13 protein-coding genes are annotated in these 15950 nt (G+C 68.7%); 10 read left to right on the forward strand and 3 right to left on the reverse strand.

All coding sequences use genetic code 11. The features are described 5' to 3' along the window. Window position 1: 1 nt before the first annotated feature. A complete protein-coding gene (locus BVG12_RS09190; RefSeq protein WP_075792130.1) occupies window positions 2-3481 on the forward strand; it encodes a hybrid sensor histidine kinase/response regulator in 3480 nt (1159 codons plus the stop codon). Further along, the gene (locus tag BVG12_RS09195) at window positions 3478-4398 is read left to right on the forward strand and encodes a diguanylate cyclase (RefSeq protein ID WP_075792131.1); all 921 of its coding nucleotides are present in this window, start codon (window positions 3478-3480) and stop codon (window positions 4396-4398) included. Before BVG12_RS09190 ends, BVG12_RS09195 begins: the two co-directional genes overlap by 4 nt. 12 nt (window positions 4399-4410) lie before the next feature. On the opposite strand, the gene BVG12_RS09200 is transcribed toward BVG12_RS09195, so the two are convergent. After that, window positions 4411-4848 (reverse strand): DoxX family protein, encoded by a 438-nt coding sequence (locus BVG12_RS09200; protein WP_075792132.1) that lies wholly within the window; start codon window positions 4846-4848, stop codon window positions 4411-4413. Between the two features lie 151 nt (window positions 4849-4999). On the opposite strand from BVG12_RS09200, the gene BVG12_RS33965 reads away from it, so the two are divergent. From BVG12_RS33965 to rnk, 3 genes are all read left to right on the forward strand, one after another. Further along, window positions 5000-5143: a hypothetical protein gene (locus BVG12_RS33965; protein WP_156895596.1), complete on the forward strand. Its 144-nt coding sequence runs from the start codon at window positions 5000-5002 to the stop codon at window positions 5141-5143. 286 nt (window positions 5144-5429) lie between these two features. Next, window positions 5430-5582, forward strand: coding sequence for a hypothetical protein (locus BVG12_RS33970; RefSeq protein WP_156895597.1), 153 nt, complete (start codon window positions 5430-5432; stop codon window positions 5580-5582). Between the two features lie 13 nt (window positions 5583-5595). Beyond that, window positions 5596-6003: a nucleoside diphosphate kinase regulator gene (rnk, locus tag BVG12_RS09205; protein WP_075792133.1), complete on the forward strand. Its 408-nt coding sequence runs from the start codon at window positions 5596-5598 to the stop codon at window positions 6001-6003. Between the two features lie 7 nt (window positions 6004-6010). Here rnk and BVG12_RS09210 read toward each other — a convergent pair whose 3' ends face one another. Beyond that, window positions 6011-6754: a GntR family transcriptional regulator gene (locus BVG12_RS09210; RefSeq protein WP_218921052.1), complete on the reverse strand. Its 744-nt coding sequence runs from the start codon at window positions 6752-6754 to the stop codon at window positions 6011-6013. 146 nt (window positions 6755-6900) lie between these two features. Here BVG12_RS09210 and BVG12_RS09215 point away from each other — a divergent pair, with 146 nt between their 5' ends. From BVG12_RS09215 to BVG12_RS09235, 5 genes are all read left to right on the forward strand, one after another. Continuing rightward, entirely contained in the window at window positions 6901-7698 is a 798-nt protein-coding gene (locus BVG12_RS09215) for an ABC transporter ATP-binding protein (protein ID WP_075792135.1), read from the forward strand. A 10-nt stretch (window positions 7699-7708) separates the two neighbouring features. Further along, a complete protein-coding gene (locus BVG12_RS09220) occupies window positions 7709-8722 on the forward strand; it encodes an ABC transporter substrate-binding protein (protein ID WP_075792136.1) in 1014 nt (337 codons plus the stop codon). Next, complete coding sequence (locus tag BVG12_RS09225; protein WP_075792137.1) at window positions 8719-9474, forward strand: ABC transporter permease; 756 nt, start codon at window positions 8719-8721, stop codon at window positions 9472-9474. The genes BVG12_RS09220 and BVG12_RS09225 overlap by 4 nt, the downstream gene beginning before the upstream one ends. A gap of 30 nt (window positions 9475-9504) precedes the next feature. Further along, a complete protein-coding gene (locus BVG12_RS09230; RefSeq protein ID WP_075792138.1) occupies window positions 9505-11904 on the forward strand; it encodes a hypothetical protein in 2400 nt (799 codons plus the stop codon). A 563-nt stretch (window positions 11905-12467) separates the two neighbouring features. Continuing rightward, complete coding sequence (locus BVG12_RS09235) at window positions 12468-14048, forward strand: isocitrate lyase (protein ID WP_075796274.1); 1581 nt, start codon at window positions 12468-12470, stop codon at window positions 14046-14048. Between the two features lie 51 nt (window positions 14049-14099). On the opposite strand, the gene BVG12_RS09240 is transcribed toward BVG12_RS09235, so the two are convergent. After that, window positions 14100-15896, reverse strand: a complete 1797-nt coding sequence (locus BVG12_RS09240; RefSeq protein ID WP_075792139.1) for an amidohydrolase — start codon at window positions 15894-15896, stop codon at window positions 14100-14102. Between the last annotated feature and the right edge of the window lie 54 nt (window positions 15897-15950).

Raw genomic sequence — 15950 nt, forward strand, 5'->3', positions numbered from 1 at the left:
GATGTTCGCACTGCCTTTTCCGATTCCCTCGCGCGGCCCGCGCCTGTTCGCGCTGGCGCTGGTGCTGTCCGTGCTGTCCCTGCTGGGAAGCGCGCGCGCCGCGCCGGCGCCGCTCGTGCTGGACGACGCCGCGTCCCACGTCGAAGCTTGGCCGGCCGTCACGCTGCTGCGCGATCCGGACGGCCGCGTCGAAGCGGCCGATCTCGTCGCCGCGCCGGAGCGCTTCACCGTACCGAATGCGGCCTATGCCACGCTGGGCATGGAGAAAGGTCCCGTGTGGGTGCGCATCCCCGTGCAGACGGCACCGGGCGGCGACGGCGCGTGGGCGCTCAAGATCGACTTCGGCCTGCTGAACCGCGTCGACCTGTACGTCGTGCGCGCCGGCCGCATCGAGCGCCATGCGCGCGGCGGATCGGAACGGACGGACGAGCGCAGCCCCATCGCGCGCGGCGGCCCGGTGCCGGCGTTCCTGCTGCAGCTGGAGCCGGGCGAGCGCTACGACGTGCTGCTGCGCGTGGACACGAACGGACCGAAGATCCTGCCGATCAGCTTCGCCAAACCCGCCACGTTCTACCAGGACGCGCTGCACGACCGGCTGGTGCAGGGCATCCTCACGGGCCTGTTCATCTGCCTGCTGCTGTACAGCCTCGCGCAATGGGTCAACCTGCGCGAGATCCTGTTCGCCAAGTATTCGCTGCTGATCGGCGGCCTGGCCCTGTACAACATCGCGTGGTGGGGCCTCGGCGCCGAATACCTGTGGGGCGCCAGCACCTGGGCCACCGTGCACGCCACCGGCATCATCTCGCTGATGACGGCCTGCGGCGGCTATCTGTTCGTCGGCGAAGCGCTGACGCGGCCCGGCGTCGACCGCATCTTCCCGCGCCTGATGCAGACCGGCGCCGTGCTGTGCATCGTCGCGGCCACCGCCTTCGGCTTCGACCTGATCCACGACGCGGCCCTCGTGGCCATCATCGGCTCGCTGGGCATCATGCCGATGCTGCTGGGCCTTCCCGGCGCGTTCAACCGCGCGCGCCGCGGCGACACGGTCGGCACCTACTTCCTCATCGGCTGGGCCGCGAGCTTCGTCAGCTCGGCGATCCAGGCGCAGGTCATCAAGGGCGGCCTGGACGCCACCTACTGGACGCTGAACTCCACGCAGTTCGGCGGCACGTTCGACATGCTCGTGTTCATGCGCATCCTGGGCCTGCGCACCAAGAGCATCCAGGACGCCATGCTGCGCGCCGAGGCGGCGACCCGCATGAAGTCGGAATTCCTGGCCAATATGAGCCACGAGATCCGCACGCCGATGAACGCCATCATCGGCATGAGCCGCCTCGCCCTGATGGCCGATCCGAACCCCAGGCAGCGCAACTACCTCTCCAAGATCCTCGGCGCGGGCGAGCACCTGCTGGGCATCATCAACGACATCCTCGACTTTTCCAAGATCGAGGCGGGCCGCATGACGCTCGACACCGTGCCGTTCGACCTCGACGACATGCTCGAACACCTGGCCAGCATCGCCGCCATCAAGACCGACGCGCGCCGCGTGGAACTCGTGTTCTGCGTGCCGCGCGGCGTGCCGGGGCGCCTCGTGGGCGATCCGCTGCGCCTGGGCCAGGTGCTGATCAACCTGACCAACAACGCCGTCAAGTTCACGGAAGAAGGCGAGATCGCCGTCGCCGTCGAGCTGGTCGAGCGCACCGCGGCCGGCGTCGTGCTGCGCTTCTCCGTCAGCGACACGGGCATCGGCATGGACGCCGACCAGCTGGCGCGCCTGTTCCAGTCCTTCACCCAGGCCGACAACTCCATCACCCGCAAATACGGCGGCACGGGCCTGGGCCTGTCGATCTCGAAGCAGCTCGTCGAACTGATGGGCGGCACGATCGCCGTCACCAGCACGCCAGGCGTCGGCAGCCGCTTCAGCTTCACGGTCCCGCTGGGCATCGCGGATGCCGACGCCACCGCCGCGCCGGCGCCGGGCCTGGAATTGCAGCGCATGCGCGTGATGGTCGTCGACGACAGCCCGGGCGCGCGCGACGCGCTCGTCGAGATGCTGGACGGTTTCGGCATCCACGCCGACGCCGTCGCCTCGGGCGAGGAATCGCTGGCGCGGCTGGCGCAGGCCGTGCGGGAGGGCGCCCCGTACCAGGTGGTGCTGATGGATTACATGATGCCCGGCTGGGACGGCGTCGAGACGATCCGCCGCATCCGCGCCGACGCGCGTTTCACGGCGCCGCCCGCGATCCTGATGGTCAGCGCCTGCACCCGCGAAGGCGTGCTGCAGCAGGAAGGCGACCTGCCGCTGTCCGGCTTCCTCACCAAACCCGTCGGCCCGGCGCTGCTGTACGACAGCCTGCTGCAGGTGCTGCGCCCCGACCTGGCGGCGGCGTCCGCCTCCTCGGGCGGCGCGCAGAACGCGGCCGGTACGCAGTCCGACGCGAACCGGCTGGCGGGCGCCCGCATCCTGCTCGTCGACGACAACGCCAACAACCGCGAGGTGGCGCTCGACTTCATGGCCGTCGCGCGCATGCGCGTCGACGCCGCCACGAGCGGCCAGGAAGCTATCCGCATGGCGCAGGACGGCGACTACGACCTCGTGCTGATGGACATCCAGATGCACGGGATGGACGGCTACACGGCCACGCGCGCCATCCGCGCCCTGCCCGGCTGCGCCACCGTGCCGGTCGTCGCCATGACGGCGCACGCGATGGCCGGCGACCGCGAGAAGAGCCTCGCCGCCGGCATGAACGACCACGTCGTCAAGCCGATCGATCCGGACCTGCTGTTGCGCACCCTGGTGAAATGGATCGATCCGCAGCGCCTCGCCGGCCGCGTCGCGCCGCAAGCGGCGCCCGCACCGATCGTGCCGGCCGCCGCGCCAGCGGCGTTGCCGGCCGTGCGCGGCGTCGACTGGCATCGCGCGCTGGTGGGCGCCGGCGGCCAGCACCAGCGCCTGCGCCGCCGCGTCGCCGGGTTCCTGCAGGAATACCTGAACGCGCCGCAGCAGATGCGGGACGCGCTGGCGAACGGCGACTACGCGCCGCTGCAGGCGCTGGCGCACAACCTCAAATCGGGCGCCGCCTACATCGGCGCGACGCCGCTGGCCACGCTGGCGGGCACGCTGGAGCAGGACCTGCGGTCAAGCCGCGCCGAGCGCGTGTCCGTGCTGGCGCCCGACCTGATCGTCGCGCTGGAGAGCGTCCTGTCGGGCCTGGCCCGCATCGACGCCGCCCAGGCGCCGACCGTCAGCGGCCTCGATGCCGGCGCCCTGCTCGCGCGCCTGCGCGGCTTCCTCGAAACGGACGATGCGCGCGCCGAGGACGCGCTGGCCGAGCTGCAGGGCGTCCTGACGGACGAGCGCCATGCCGCGCCGCTGTCCGCCATCCGCGCCGCCGTCGACGAGATCGAGTACGAGCGAGCGCTGGTCCACCTCGACGCGCTGGAGCGCGCCGTCGACAACGAAGCGGAGGCCGCATCGTGAACCACGTCGAACCGCAGAAAGTCCTGGTCGCCGACGACGACCCGATCAACCGCCAGGTGCTGGCGGAGCTGCTCAAGCCGGAATACACGGTGCTGCTGGCGAAGAACGGCGAGCAGGCGCTGGAACGGGCCGCGCGCCACGCGCCCGACCTGATCCTGCTCGACGTGATAATGCCCGACCTGGACGGCTACGAAGTGCTGCGCCGGCTGCGCGCCGATCCGCTTCTGGACCAGATCGCCGTCATCTTCATCTCCGGCCTGGACCGCCCGGAGGACGAGGCGAACGGCCTCAAACTGGGCGCCGCCGACTACATCGCCAAGCCGTTCAACGCCACCGTCGTGATGGCGCGGGTGGCGCTGCACCTGCAACTGGTGCGCCAGCGCCGCATGCTGGAACGCCTGGCGCACGTGGACGGCCTGACGGAGCTGGCCAACCGGCGCCGCTTCGACGAACTGTATGCGCAGGAATGGCAGCGCGCCCAGCGCAACGGCTGGCCGCTGTCGCTGGCCCTGCTCGACATCGACGCGTTCAAGCAGTACAACGACTATTACGGCCACCCGGCCGGCGACCGCGCGCTGCGCGCGGTCGCGCGCACGACGGCCGCCTGCCTGCGCCGCCCGGCCGACCTGGCGGCGCGCTACGGCGGCGAGGAATTCGTGCTGCTGATGCCCGACACCGACCTGCCGCAGGCACGCCATGTGGTGGACGAAATCTGCGCCGCGATCGCCGCGCTGGAACTGCCGCACGCGGCGTCGCAGGTGGCGCCGGTGCTCACGGTCAGCGTGGGCGGCGTGACGCTCGGCGGACACGGCCCGGAAAGCGCGGCCGAACTGTTCGAGGCGGCCGACGAGCACCTGTACCGCGCCAAGCAGGAAGGCAGGCAGCGGGTGGTGTGGCGCCCGGCCCTGGCGGATTGAATCGGTGAACGGTCAGGCGCGGCGGGTTTCCAGCGTCGACACGACGCGCAACCCGCCCACGATGCACACATGCTCCATGAACGGAATGAGCTCCGCATGCCGCGCGGCCCCGGTCGCGTGCCAGAAGCCGTGATACGGCACGGTCGCAAGCAGTATGAACCCGGCCAGCGCCCAGCAGCCGGCCCGCAAGAAGCGTCCCGCGACGATGGCGGCGCCGCCCGCCACCTGCAGCAGCACGGTCAGCGCCAGCATCACGGAAGGCAGAGGGAACCCGCCCGCCACCACTTCCTGAAGCGCGCCCTGCCAGCCCGTCACCTTGTCGATGCCGGCCCACAGGAACAGCACCCCGACGAGCACCCTGCCCGCCGTGCGCACCGTGCGGTCGACACCGGGCGCGGATGCGGCGCGCGCGGCGGGGGCGCTGGTGAGATCGAGGTCGGGGGTCGTCATGGGAGACTCCTTTGCGGTTGATTCGGATCGCCCGAATCGACACCCGCGCCAGCGATCGCGGCTCCGTCTTTGGATGGATGCGCCGGCGCGCCGGCGGTGCTGGCGCCGGCGGCGCCTGGTCGCCGCTTCGCCGCCGTACCCCCGGTCATCCATGTTCACCGAGGTACGTCACGGCGTCGACGACGTCGCCCGTCGTGCCGGTCGCGCCGCCCGCGCCAGCGTGGCGTATGTTGTAGCAGGCGCGCGTGCCTTCGCGTCCGAGATCCGGGCGCCGCTGGCCCGCGCGGTCGGGTAAGCGCGCGCGCCTTGTCCGCCGCGAGAGGTACAATGGGCCATCAAACTACGGTACATGGCAGCGCAATGGCTCACGAGAATTTCTTGAAATGCCAACGGCCCCACGCCCCCGTCCGCGCGACGGCGGTCCGCCTGCGCCTGCCCGAACACGCCATGCCGCGCCACCTCGCCCGGCTTCATTAAGCTCGGCGGCGGCACAGCCGCTTGCCGGGCTCCACACAATGCATTCCATCCGCCCGTCGTGTCGGGCGGCCATGACCCATTCCTGTCCAGGACATCAAGAGACCATGAAAATCGATCGATCCTCGCTGTTCCGCCGCCCGCCCAGCTTCGGGGCACTCCACGACCTGATCGCCCGGCGCAAACGGCTGCGCCAGCGCATCGGCCTGGCGCTTGCCGTCTGCCTGCCGCTCGGCTGGCTGCTGCTCCACGTCGAATGAAGGAGGTGCCGCCATGCTGCCCGACATCACCATTTCGACCGTCGACCTCGACCGCATCGACCTGATGCTGGACCGGCTGCCGTCTGCCCAGGCGGCCGCCCGCGATGCGCTGTCCGATGAACTCGCGCGGGCCGAGGTCGTCGCACCCTGGGACATGCCGCCGCGCGTCGTGACCATGCGGTCGACGGTCCGCTTCCGTCTCGACGGCAAGGAAAGCGAGTGGTGCAAGACGCTCGTCTATCCGAAGGAAATCGGCGACGGCGACGACACGGTGTCCGTGCTGTCCCCGGTCGGCAGTGCCCTGCTGGGCCTGTCCGAAGGCGACAGCATCCAATGGACGCATCCCGACGGCAGGACGCTCGGGGTGGAAGTCGTCGAAGTGATTTACCAGCCCGAGCGGGCCGGCCACTACCACCTGTAGTCGCCGTTCACTCGCCCGGCTGGAACGTGCAGCTCGCGAAGAATTCGTAGCGGTCCGGGCAAATGTGGAACGTCGACTGGTCGCAGCAGTCCCCGTTCGGGAACGCGGACGTGCGCGTCATCACGAGCAGCGGGCTGCCCGCCTTGATCTTCAGGATGCGCGCGACGTCGCCGGCCGCCGCTTCGGCGCGGATGGCGACGTCGGCGTGCGCGACGCCCTTGCCGTCGATGGCGCGCAGCAGCGCGTAATTCGGCTGGCGCGCGACGAGGTCCGCGTCCAGCGTCTCGATGGCGCGCGGCAGGTAGCTCGCGCCCAGCGCGATCGGTTCGCCGTCGACGAGATGCAGGCGGCGCAGCAGCACGCAGCCGCGGTCCGCGTGGACGAAGCGGTCGCGCAGATGCGCCGGCACCGTTGCCCGTTCCAGCGACAGCAGGCGCATTGCCGGCGTCAGGCCTTGCAGCACGAGCGAATCGTGGAAGCTGCGCAGGGCGTCGAGCCCATGGCGCACGCGCTTGCCCGCCACGTACGTGCCCTTGCCCTGCTTGCGCTCCACCATCCCCTCTTCTTCCAGCCGGCCCAGCGCCTGGCGCACCGTGACGCGGCTGACGCCGAAGCGCGCGCACAACTGCGCCTCCGACGGCAACTTGCCGGCCGCGCCATACGCGCCGTTCATGGCCTCCTCGCGCAGCCGCGTGGCGATCTGCCGGTACAGCGATGTGATGTTTGTCCTGTCGAGTGCAGTGGCTGTCATGGGCGCCATTATTCCCGAAAACGTCCTCCGGCCGCGCGGAAAAAACCGGATATGAATATACGGAATCGTTCGTTTTCGTCGCTTGTCTCAATACGTATTATGACAAGCATGTCGAACACACGATCCGGCACGGCCGGTTTCCGACCATGGACCAGACGAACAAGGGCCGCCTGTCGGTCGAACGCATCGGTTTCCGCTACCCCGGCGGCCAGACCGTCTTCCAGGACTTCTCGTTCCGTGCAGAACCCGGCGAATTCGTCGCGCTGCTCGGTCCGTCCGGCTGCGGCAAGTCCACGCTGCTGAACCTGCTCGCGGGCTTTCATGCGCCCGCGCAGGGCGCGGTCCTGCTCGACGGCGCGCCCGTCACGCCGGAGCTGCCGGAGCTGGGCTACGTGTTCCAGTCGCCGCATCTGTTTCCCTGGCTGACCGCGCTCGAGAACGTGCGCTTCGGACTGCGCATGGCGAACCATGCGGGCCCCGATGCGCAGCGGGCGCACGCGCGGCGCTACCTGGACCTCGTCGGCATGGGCGCCGCAGCGGGCAAGCTGCCGCACGAGCTGTCGGGCGGCATGCAGCAGCGCGTCGCGATCGCCCGCGCGCTGGCGATGGAGCCGGGCCTCCTGTTGATGGACGAACCGTTTTCCGCGCTGGACGCGATCACGCGCGCCGGCCTGAACGAAGAACTGCTGCGCATCTGGTCGACGCTGGGCCAGACCATCGTCTTCATCACCCACGACATCGACGAAGCCGTGTTCCTCGCCGACCGCGTGATCGTGCTGGGCACGGCGCCGCGCGGCGTCCAGGCCGAACTCGAGATCGACCTGCCCCGGCCGCGCAGCTTCCACGCGGCGCGCCAGCTGCCCCGCTTCGGCGAATACGCCGCCGCACTGATGGACCACGTCGCCAATGCGATGGACGCCGCGAGCCCCCTGCTCCTTGACTAGAAAGTACCGCATGAGACCTGTTTCCCTCACCTCCCTGCTGCGCTTCACCGTCGCGGCCACCGCCTTCGTCCTGCAGGCCGCCCACGCCGATACGCCGACCCTGCGCATCGGCTGGGTCTATGCGATGGCCAACGCGCCCGCGCTGATCGCCGACAAGAAGGGCTACTTCGCCGAGGAAGGTCTGAAGGTCGAACTGAAACAGTTCGGCGACGGGCCCGTCGTGCAGCAGGCGCTGTCCGCCGGCGAGCTGGACATGGCGTACATCGGCGCGGCACCCGTGTTCCAGTGGTATGCGCGTGGATTGCAGAGCCGCATCCTCGCGAAGGTGAACTACGGCCAGGCGGCGCTGGTCGCGGGCGCGGCCGGCCCCGTGCGCGCGCTGGCGGACCTGCGCGGCAAGAAAATGGCCGGCGTGGCGCGCGGCAGCGGCATGGACGTGCTGCTGCGCGGCGCCGTCCTGCGCGACCTGGGCCGCCTCGACGCGGACCGCGACGTGCAGGTCGTGAATATGCCGGTCGGGAACATGAATGCGGCGCTCGAGCGCAATGTCGTCGACGCCGCGTTCAGCTGGGAACCGTTCGTGTCGGAAGCCATCCTGCGCGGCAGCGCGCGTCTCGTGCTGGACGCGAACCAGGCCTTCCAGCGCTACCCGTGGTACGTGCTGATGGCCGTACCGCGCACCCTGGCCGGGCGGCCGGACGACGTCGTCAAGGTGCTGCGCGCGCACCGCAAGGCGATCCGCTTCCTCAACGAGCATACCGACGAAGCGGACCGCATCATCGCCGACGCCTTCGCCATCGCGCCGGTCAAGACCGCGAACGGCAAGACCATCGAACCCGCGGCCGTCGTGCGCGAAGCCCGCAAGCGCCTGGGCTGGTCCGATCAGCTGGAGCCGTCCGACCTGAAGTTCATCCAGCGCCTGATGGACGATTCGCAGGCCCTCGGCTATCTCGGCCGGCCGCTGAAGGCGAGCCAGGTCGTGGACCTCTCGTGGCAGCAACGGGCCGCGCAGGGACCGCGATGACGGTACGCGCCCTGACACCGAACTGGGGCTGGGCCGCGCTGCCCGCCCTGTTCATCGCGTGGGCCGCCGTCGCCAGCGGCTTCCCCGCGTACATCCTCCCGCCGCCGTGGGACGTCGCCGTCGAAGGCTGGCAATGGCTCGCGAGCGGCCGGCTGTGGCAGCACCTCGGCGCCAGCCTGTTCGAGGAACTGCTCGGCTTCGGCACGGCCGTCCTCGTCGCGGCCATCCTCGGCGTGGCCGGCGGCTTGAACGCCGGCTTCCGTGCGTTCGCGACGCCGCTGAACAACCTGTTCATGGCGATCCCTCCCGTCGCGTGGGCGCCGCTGACGATGATCGTGTTCGGCCTCGGCTACCCGGCCATCGTCGCCGTGATCTTCATCGCCGCCGTGTTCCCGATGGCGCTGACCCTGCAGGCCGGCGTGCAGGGCATCCGGCTGGGCGAGGTGCGCGCCGCGCGCATCCTCGGCGCGACGCGGCTGCAGCTGCTCGCCCATGTGTATCTGCCCGCGTCGCTGCCCGCGCTGACCACGGCGCTGCGCGTCGGCTTCAGCCAGGCCTGGCGCGCGCTCGTCGCGGCCGAGATGATCGGCGCGTCGCGCGGCATCGGCTGGATGGTGTCGACGGGCGGCCAGACCGGCAACGGCAGCCAGGTCCTGTTCGGCATTGCCCTCATCGGCGCCTTTGCCTGGCTGGCCGAGAACCTCGTGTTCCGCCGCCTCGAAGGTCATTACCGCGCCTGGCGCCAGGCGTAAAACCCGTAACACCTCATACCGAAAGCGACCATGACCTCCATCTCCGAACGCTATGCCGCGCTGCGCGAACAGCTGGGCCACCATTACGCGCCGGCAGGCCTGTACGAACAAAATAAGGCACTGCCGTTCGCGGGCCGCGTGACCTGCAACGTCGACCGGCTGGAAACGGGCAGCTGGGACGAGATCGTGCTGGACTACGAGGTCGGCGCGGCCGGCCTCGCGGACGGCGGCTGGTTCAAGGCCACCTTCAAGTTCTATTCCGACTGGGCGCTGTTCCAGACGAGCGACCCGGCGGCCGCCAACTACATCTCGGCCGAATACCACGCCGGCCCGCTCGTGCCGGGCCAGAGTCCCGCCACCGTGCAGTCGCTGTCCGTCCGCTTCGACCAGAAGGGCCACGAGCGCCCGTTCCAGAAAGCGATCATCGTCGACGTCGTCGACGGCTACCTGAACGCGGGCGACCACATCGTCATCCGCATCGGCGACCGGCGCGGCGGCGGGCCGGGCACGCGCGTGCAGACCTTCGTCGAAGACCGCTTCCGCTTCCGCTGCTACGTCGACCCGCTGGGCACGTCGCGCTTCATCGCGGTGCCCGGCGATATCGTCATCGACATGGCCGCCGGTGCGCCCGCGCGCCTGCTCGTGGCCGGGCCGCGCTTCGCCCGCCCCGGCACAGCGCTGCCGCTGCGCGTGACGGTGCAGGACCGCTGGGGCAACGTGTGCCAGGATCGCCCGGGCGACATCCTGCTGACCGCGTACGCGGGCCATGACGCCCTCCACGAACGGCGCTATCCGTTGCCGGCGGCGGGCTGGGCGACGATCGGGGTCGACGACCTGCCCGCCGATGCGGGCGAGCTACGCATCGTCGCGCAGCTGGTCGGCGCGCGCGACGTCGCACCGGCCACCGCCTACGTCAGCATCGCCTCGCACTATCCTTCGCCCCGCTCGTTCTACGCGGACCTGCACGTGCACGCGAGCGACACGGTGGGCACCAACAGCCCCGCCTACAATGCGGCCTACGCGCGCGACATCGGCGGCATCGACGTCCTCGGCTACACGGCCAACGACTTCCAGGTCACGGACGACAACTGGAAGATCGGCGTGGCGACCGTCGAGGAATTCAACGAGCCGGGACGCTTCGTGTGCTATCCCGTGCAGGAGTGGTGCGGCAGTTCGACGGCCGGCGGCGACCACAACGTCGTCTTCCTCGGCGACGGGGCGCCCGGCTTCCCGTACAACCGGCGCGGCGAGCACAATCGCACGTTCGTGTGGAACGAGGACATGAAGGGCACGGCCGTCGAACTGGGACGGTGGCCGGTGGAAGAACTGTGGGGCGCCTACGTCGACGAGCCGGACGACCACCTGATCATGCCGCACGTGGGCGGACGCCGCTACATCCCGGACTGGCACCACCCCGGGCTCGAACGCCTCGTGGAGATCGCGTCCAGCTGGGGCCATTTCGGCTGGCTGTACCAGGACGTCATCGCGCGCGGCTACCGGATCGGCGTGGCGGCCAGCGGCGACGAGCACCGCGGCCGGCCGGGCGGCGGGCCGCCGGGCACGCAGGTGTTCGGCGTCCACGGCGGCCTCACGGGCGTGCTCGCGGACGCCCTCGACCGCCGCACGATCGGCCGTGCCCTGCGCGCGCGCCATACCTGGGCGACAACCGGCGAACACACGGCGCTGCTCGTGCGCTGCGGCGACCACGTCCAGGGCGACGCCTTCGCGCACCGCGGGCCGGCGACGCTGGACTACGAACTGCTGGGCGACGCGGGCTGGGAAGAAATCGCCGCGTACGACCACACGGGCCTGATCTGGAAGCGCAACCTGCACGAGGAACTGGGTTACTCGGACCGGCTGATCCGCCTGCGCTGGGGCGGCGCGCGCGTGCCGGACCGCTACCGCTGGGCGTCGTGGCGCGGCCGCATCACGATCCTGAACGGCACGATCAACCGGTTTTCGTCGCACGGCTTCGAGCACGCGGAAGAAGTGAGCTGGCGCGACGGCCCGACCGGCATCGGCTTCCGCAGCGATACGTATGGCGATGCGGACAGCGTCGAGATCGACGTCAGCAACCTGCGCCACTGCACGATCCGCGTGGAGGGCACCATCGACAGCTATGTCAAGGTGGGCGACCCGCGCAAGCGCAATCCGTTCGTGCATGCGCCGGAATTCAGCTGGACCGTCAGCGGCGCGCAACTGCTGGACGAAGGCGGCCTGCGCTTGGAACTGGGCGGGACGGAACTGTTCCTGGCGCTGGAACGGCTGACGGCGCGCCCTCTGCCCGTCGCGCTGGCGGGCAGCCTGCAAGTGGACGCGGCGAACGCGCCGTTCGGCCATCGGCCGGTCTACCTGCACGGCCGCCAGCGTAACGACAGCAAGGTGTGGTCGTCCGCGATGTTCATCGAATTCGCAGGCAAGGACGCCTGAAACATGCTTCATGCCCCTGGCGAATGACGCTCATCACCAAACGTCATTGGACCGTTCTTGTGCGATGCAGCACAATGCTTCCTGTCTCCTCTATCTTCCTCCAAGAAAATAGATTCAAGCCCGCCAAACAGCGGGCTTTTTTTTTGCCACCAAAATTCGGGGTCAGAGCCCTTTTTTGGGCACGATCCCAACCGCAACAGTGGCGACCGCCCTCGCGCCGCCACTCCCTCGTCCCGCTTCCCTTTCACGCGCCAAGTCACGCATTCCTCCGGCCCATCCTTGCGTACTGGGAAATTGATCTGAAATGCGCTCCGACCCCGGATTTTTCACTCGGCTGAATAACGTTCCACGATGTGGGATTTCGGGCTTTCAAAAAGCAGGTGAAATATTCCATTTCGCAAAACTATTTGCCGCATTGCGGAATGATTGAGATAACTCATTGAATTGATTCACGTATTTTTAGTTCTATGTCTTATATAAGACAGAAGATTTAGGGGCCCCGGATCTCTTATGATGAACCCATGCGCTTCACCACTTTCGATTCACTTTTCATGGAGTCCGACATGTCCGAGTACCAAAACGATATCCAGGCCATCGCCACCCTCAAGCAACGTTACGGCAGCGGCTGGGATGCCATCAATCCCGAATCCGCGGCCCGCATGCGCGCTCAGAACCGCTTCAAGACCGGCCTCGACATCGCCCGCTACACGGCCGCGATCATGCGCCGCGACATGGCGAACTACGACGCCGATTCGTCCAAGTACACGCAGTCGCTGGGCTGCTGGCACGGTTTCATCGGCCAGCAGAAGCTCATCTCGATCAAGAAGCACTTCAACAACACCGACCGCCGCTACCTGTATCTGTCGGGCTGGATGATCGCCGCGCTGCGCTCGGAATTCGGCCCGCTGCCGGACCAGTCGATGCACGAAAAGACCGCCGTCCCGGCCCTGATCAAGGAGCTGTACACGTTCCTGCGCCAGGCCGACGCCCGTGAACTGGGCGGCCTGTTCCGCCAGCTGGACGCCGCCGAAGGCGCCGCCAAGGCAGCGATCCAGGACAAGATCGACAACTTCGTCACGCACGTCGTGCCCATCATCGCCGACATCGACGCCGGCTTCGGCAACGCGGAAGCGACGTACCTGCTGGCCAAGCAGATGATCGAAGCCGGCGCCTGCTGCATCCAGCTCGAGAACCAGGTGTCGGACGAAAAGCAGTGCGGTCACCAGGACGGCAAGGTCACGGTCCCGCATGAGGACTTCCTGGCCAAGATCCGCGCCGTGCGCTACGCATTCCTCGAACTGGGCGTGGACGACGGCGTCATCGTCGCCCGTACCGACTCGCTGGGCGCCGGCCTGACCAAGCAGATCGCCGTGACCCGCGAACCGGGCGACCTGGGCGACCAGTACAACAGCTTCCTCGACGTGGAAGAAATCGCCCCGTCCGCGCTGGCGAACGGCGACGTCGTGATCCAGCGCGACGGCAAGCTGCTGCGTCCGAAGCGCCTGCCGAGCAACCTGTTCCAGTTCCGCGAAGGCACGGGCGAAGCGCGCTGCGTCCTCGACTGCATCACCTCGCTGCAGAACGGCGCCGACCTGCTGTGGATCGAGACCGAGAAACCGCACATCGGCCAGATCGGCGGCATGGTCCGCGAGATCCGCAAGGTCATCCCGAACGCGAAGCTCGTGTACAACAACAGCCCGTCGTTCAACTGGACGCTGAACTTCCGCCAGCAGGTGTACGACGGCATGAAGGACCGCGGCGAAGACGTGTCGGCCTACGACCGCGCACACCTGATGAGCGCCGAGTACGACGATTCGATCCTGGCGAAGGTCGCCGACGAGCGCATCCGCACGTTCCAAGCCGACGCCGCGCGCGAAGCGGGCATCTTCCACCACCTGATCACGCTGCCGACGTACCACACGGCCGCGCTGTCGACGGACAACCTGGCGAAGGAGTACTTCGGCAGCCAGGGCATGCTGGGCTACGTGGCCGGCGTGCAGCGCAAGGAGATCCGCCAGGGCATCGCCTGCGTCAAGCACCAGAACATGTCCGGTTCGGACCTGGGCGACGACCACAAGGAATACTTCAGCGGTGAAGCAGCGCTGAAGGCCGGCGGCAAGCACAACACCATGAACCAGTTCTGATCGGTTCTTCCCTTCGCGAGCGCGCGCCGTCCGGCGTGCGCTCGTTCGCATTCAGCGCGTCCCTTGCGCCCGATACACGACCTTCCCGCCCACGATGGTCTGCTGCACCTTGACGTTGGCGATGTCCTCGGGATCGATCGTGAGCACGTTGCGGTCCAGGATGATCATGTCGGCCAGCTTGCCCTGTTCCAGCGACCCCGCTACGGCGTCGAGGTGCAGCGCGTACGCCGAATGCAGCGTCGCCGCGCGCAGCGCCTGCCGGCGGGTCAGGCCCGGGTCGGCGTTCAGCTTGCCGGGATAGCGGTCCCACACGGCCGGGTCGTTGGTGCGGGTGACGCCCACCTTCAGCGCGAACCATTCGTTCAACGGATCGACCGGCCAGTCGCTGCCGAACGCGATGCGCGCGCCCGCCGCCTGCAACATCCCCTCCGGTTCCATGCGACCGAAGCGCACCGGGCCGAGAAAGTCGCGCGTGGCCTCGATCGAATCCGGCGCCGGCTTGGCCCATTGGAACGACATGACCGGCGTAGCGTTCAGCCGCGCGAAGCGGGCGTAGTCCGCCGGATCGGTGATCTCGGCATGCGCCACGGCGGGCCGCACCTTCGTGTCGGGGACGGCCTTGCGCATCGCCTCGATGGCGTCGAGCGACTGGCGCACCGCGCGGTCGCCGATCGCGTGGATGTGCGGATTGATGCCGGCGCGCGCCAGCCCCACCAGCACCGGTTGCAGCACCGCCGGCGGCAGGTAGACTTGGCCAAGATTGGTTCCGGGCAGGAAGTGCGGATTCTCGTCGCTGCCCTGATTCACAAGATACGGTTCGAGCAGGCCCGCCGTGAACGCCGGGGCCTGCGCCACCCCATCCATGAACAGTTTCGCATGCCGCACCGCGACCGTCGGCGCGACCCCGGTCGGTCCCTGGTCGTAGCGTTTGGCGAGGTCCTGCACCATGGCGACGGCGGCGCCCGGATCGCGGGCGAGGTCCGCATCGATCAACGGCGCGAACCAGGCGCGCGCCGTCAGCTTGCCGCTCTTCTGCAGCGCGGAGAACGCGGCCAGTTCGGCGTCGCCGCTCAGCGCGCTGAAGAACGTGGTCACGCCCTGCCGGCTCAGCGCGTCCAATGCCGCCTGGGCGCTGGCCTCGTTTTCCCTCGCCGTCGGCGCGGGACGAGCATTCATCACCAGCTTGTCGGCGTCGTCCTCGAAGATGCCGGTCGGCTCGCCATTGGGGTCGCGCGCAATGGCCCCGCCCTGCGGATCGCGGGTTGCGGCGCTGACGCCCGCCGCCTGCAGCGCGCGCGAATTGGCCAGCAGCGTGTGACCGTCGCTCGAATGGACGACGATGGGGCGTGTCGTGCGCAGGGCGTCGAGCGTGGCCCGGGTGGCGTCGGTTCCCTTGGGTTCCATCGCCTGCCGGTACCAGGCGTTCACTTCCAGCCAGGCGTTGTCGCCGTCGCCCGCCGTCGCGTCGAGGCAGGCCTGGATGCGGGCCTGGAAGGCCTGCACGCTCAGCGCGGCGTAGTTCAGGTTGCAGGAGCGCAGGTTGGCGCCGCCGCTGAGCGGATGCAGGTGCGCGTCGATCAGGCCGGGCATCAGTGTGCGGCCGTTCAGGTCCGTCACCGCCGTGTCCGGGCCGATCAATCCGGCCACGCCCGCGTCGCTGCCGACGTAGACGATGCGTCCGTCGCGTACCGCCACGGCCTGTTGGACCGAATCGTCGCTGTCCATCGTCACGACATAGCCGTTGCGATAGACCGCGTCGGCGCTGGGCGGCGCGTCGGAACGGCCGCAGCCGGCCAGGCCGCACAGGATCACCGGCAAAATCAGGGAATAGTGTTTTATCGTTGTCATCGTGTCTCCAGTTGTTGTAGGTTGCCTCGGACATCGTATTGCGCAACAATCTCT

This window comes from Massilia putida (assembly GCF_001941825.1).
Lineage (GTDB): Bacteria > Pseudomonadota > Gammaproteobacteria > Burkholderiales > Burkholderiaceae_D > Telluria > Telluria putida.

Excerpts from the sequence above, each read along its gene's own strand:
- BVG12_RS33965 (WP_156895596.1), top strand. The coding sequence starts at position 5,000 with ATGTTCACCGAGGTACGTCACGGCGTCGACGACGTCGCCCGTCGTGCC.
- BVG12_RS09220 (WP_075792136.1), top strand. The coding sequence starts at position 7,709 with ATGAGACCTGTTTCCCTCACCTCCCTGCTGCGCTTCACCGTCGCGGCC.
- BVG12_RS09225 (WP_075792137.1), top strand. The coding sequence starts at position 8,719 with ATGACGGTACGCGCCCTGACACCGAACTGGGGCTGGGCCGCGCTGCCC.
- BVG12_RS09210 (WP_218921052.1), bottom strand. The coding sequence starts at position 6,754 with ATGACAGCCACTGCACTCGACAGGACAAACATCACATCGCTGTACCGG.
- BVG12_RS09240 (WP_075792139.1), bottom strand. The coding sequence starts at position 15,896 with ATGACAACGATAAAACACTATTCCCTGATTTTGCCGGTGATCCTGTGC.
- BVG12_RS09200 (WP_075792132.1), bottom strand. The coding sequence starts at position 4,848 with ATGACGACCCCCGACCTCGATCTCACCAGCGCCCCCGCCGCGCGCGCC.
- BVG12_RS33970 (WP_156895597.1), top strand. The coding sequence starts at position 5,430 with ATGAAAATCGATCGATCCTCGCTGTTCCGCCGCCCGCCCAGCTTCGGG.
- BVG12_RS09230 (WP_075792138.1), top strand. The coding sequence starts at position 9,505 with ATGACCTCCATCTCCGAACGCTATGCCGCGCTGCGCGAACAGCTGGGC.
- BVG12_RS09190 (WP_075792130.1), top strand. The coding sequence starts at position 2 with ATGTTCGCACTGCCTTTTCCGATTCCCTCGCGCGGCCCGCGCCTGTTC.
- BVG12_RS09215 (WP_075792135.1), top strand. The coding sequence starts at position 6,901 with ATGGACCAGACGAACAAGGGCCGCCTGTCGGTCGAACGCATCGGTTTC.
- rnk (WP_075792133.1), top strand. The coding sequence starts at position 5,596 with ATGCTGCCCGACATCACCATTTCGACCGTCGACCTCGACCGCATCGAC.
- BVG12_RS09235 (WP_075796274.1), top strand. The coding sequence starts at position 12,468 with ATGTCCGAGTACCAAAACGATATCCAGGCCATCGCCACCCTCAAGCAA.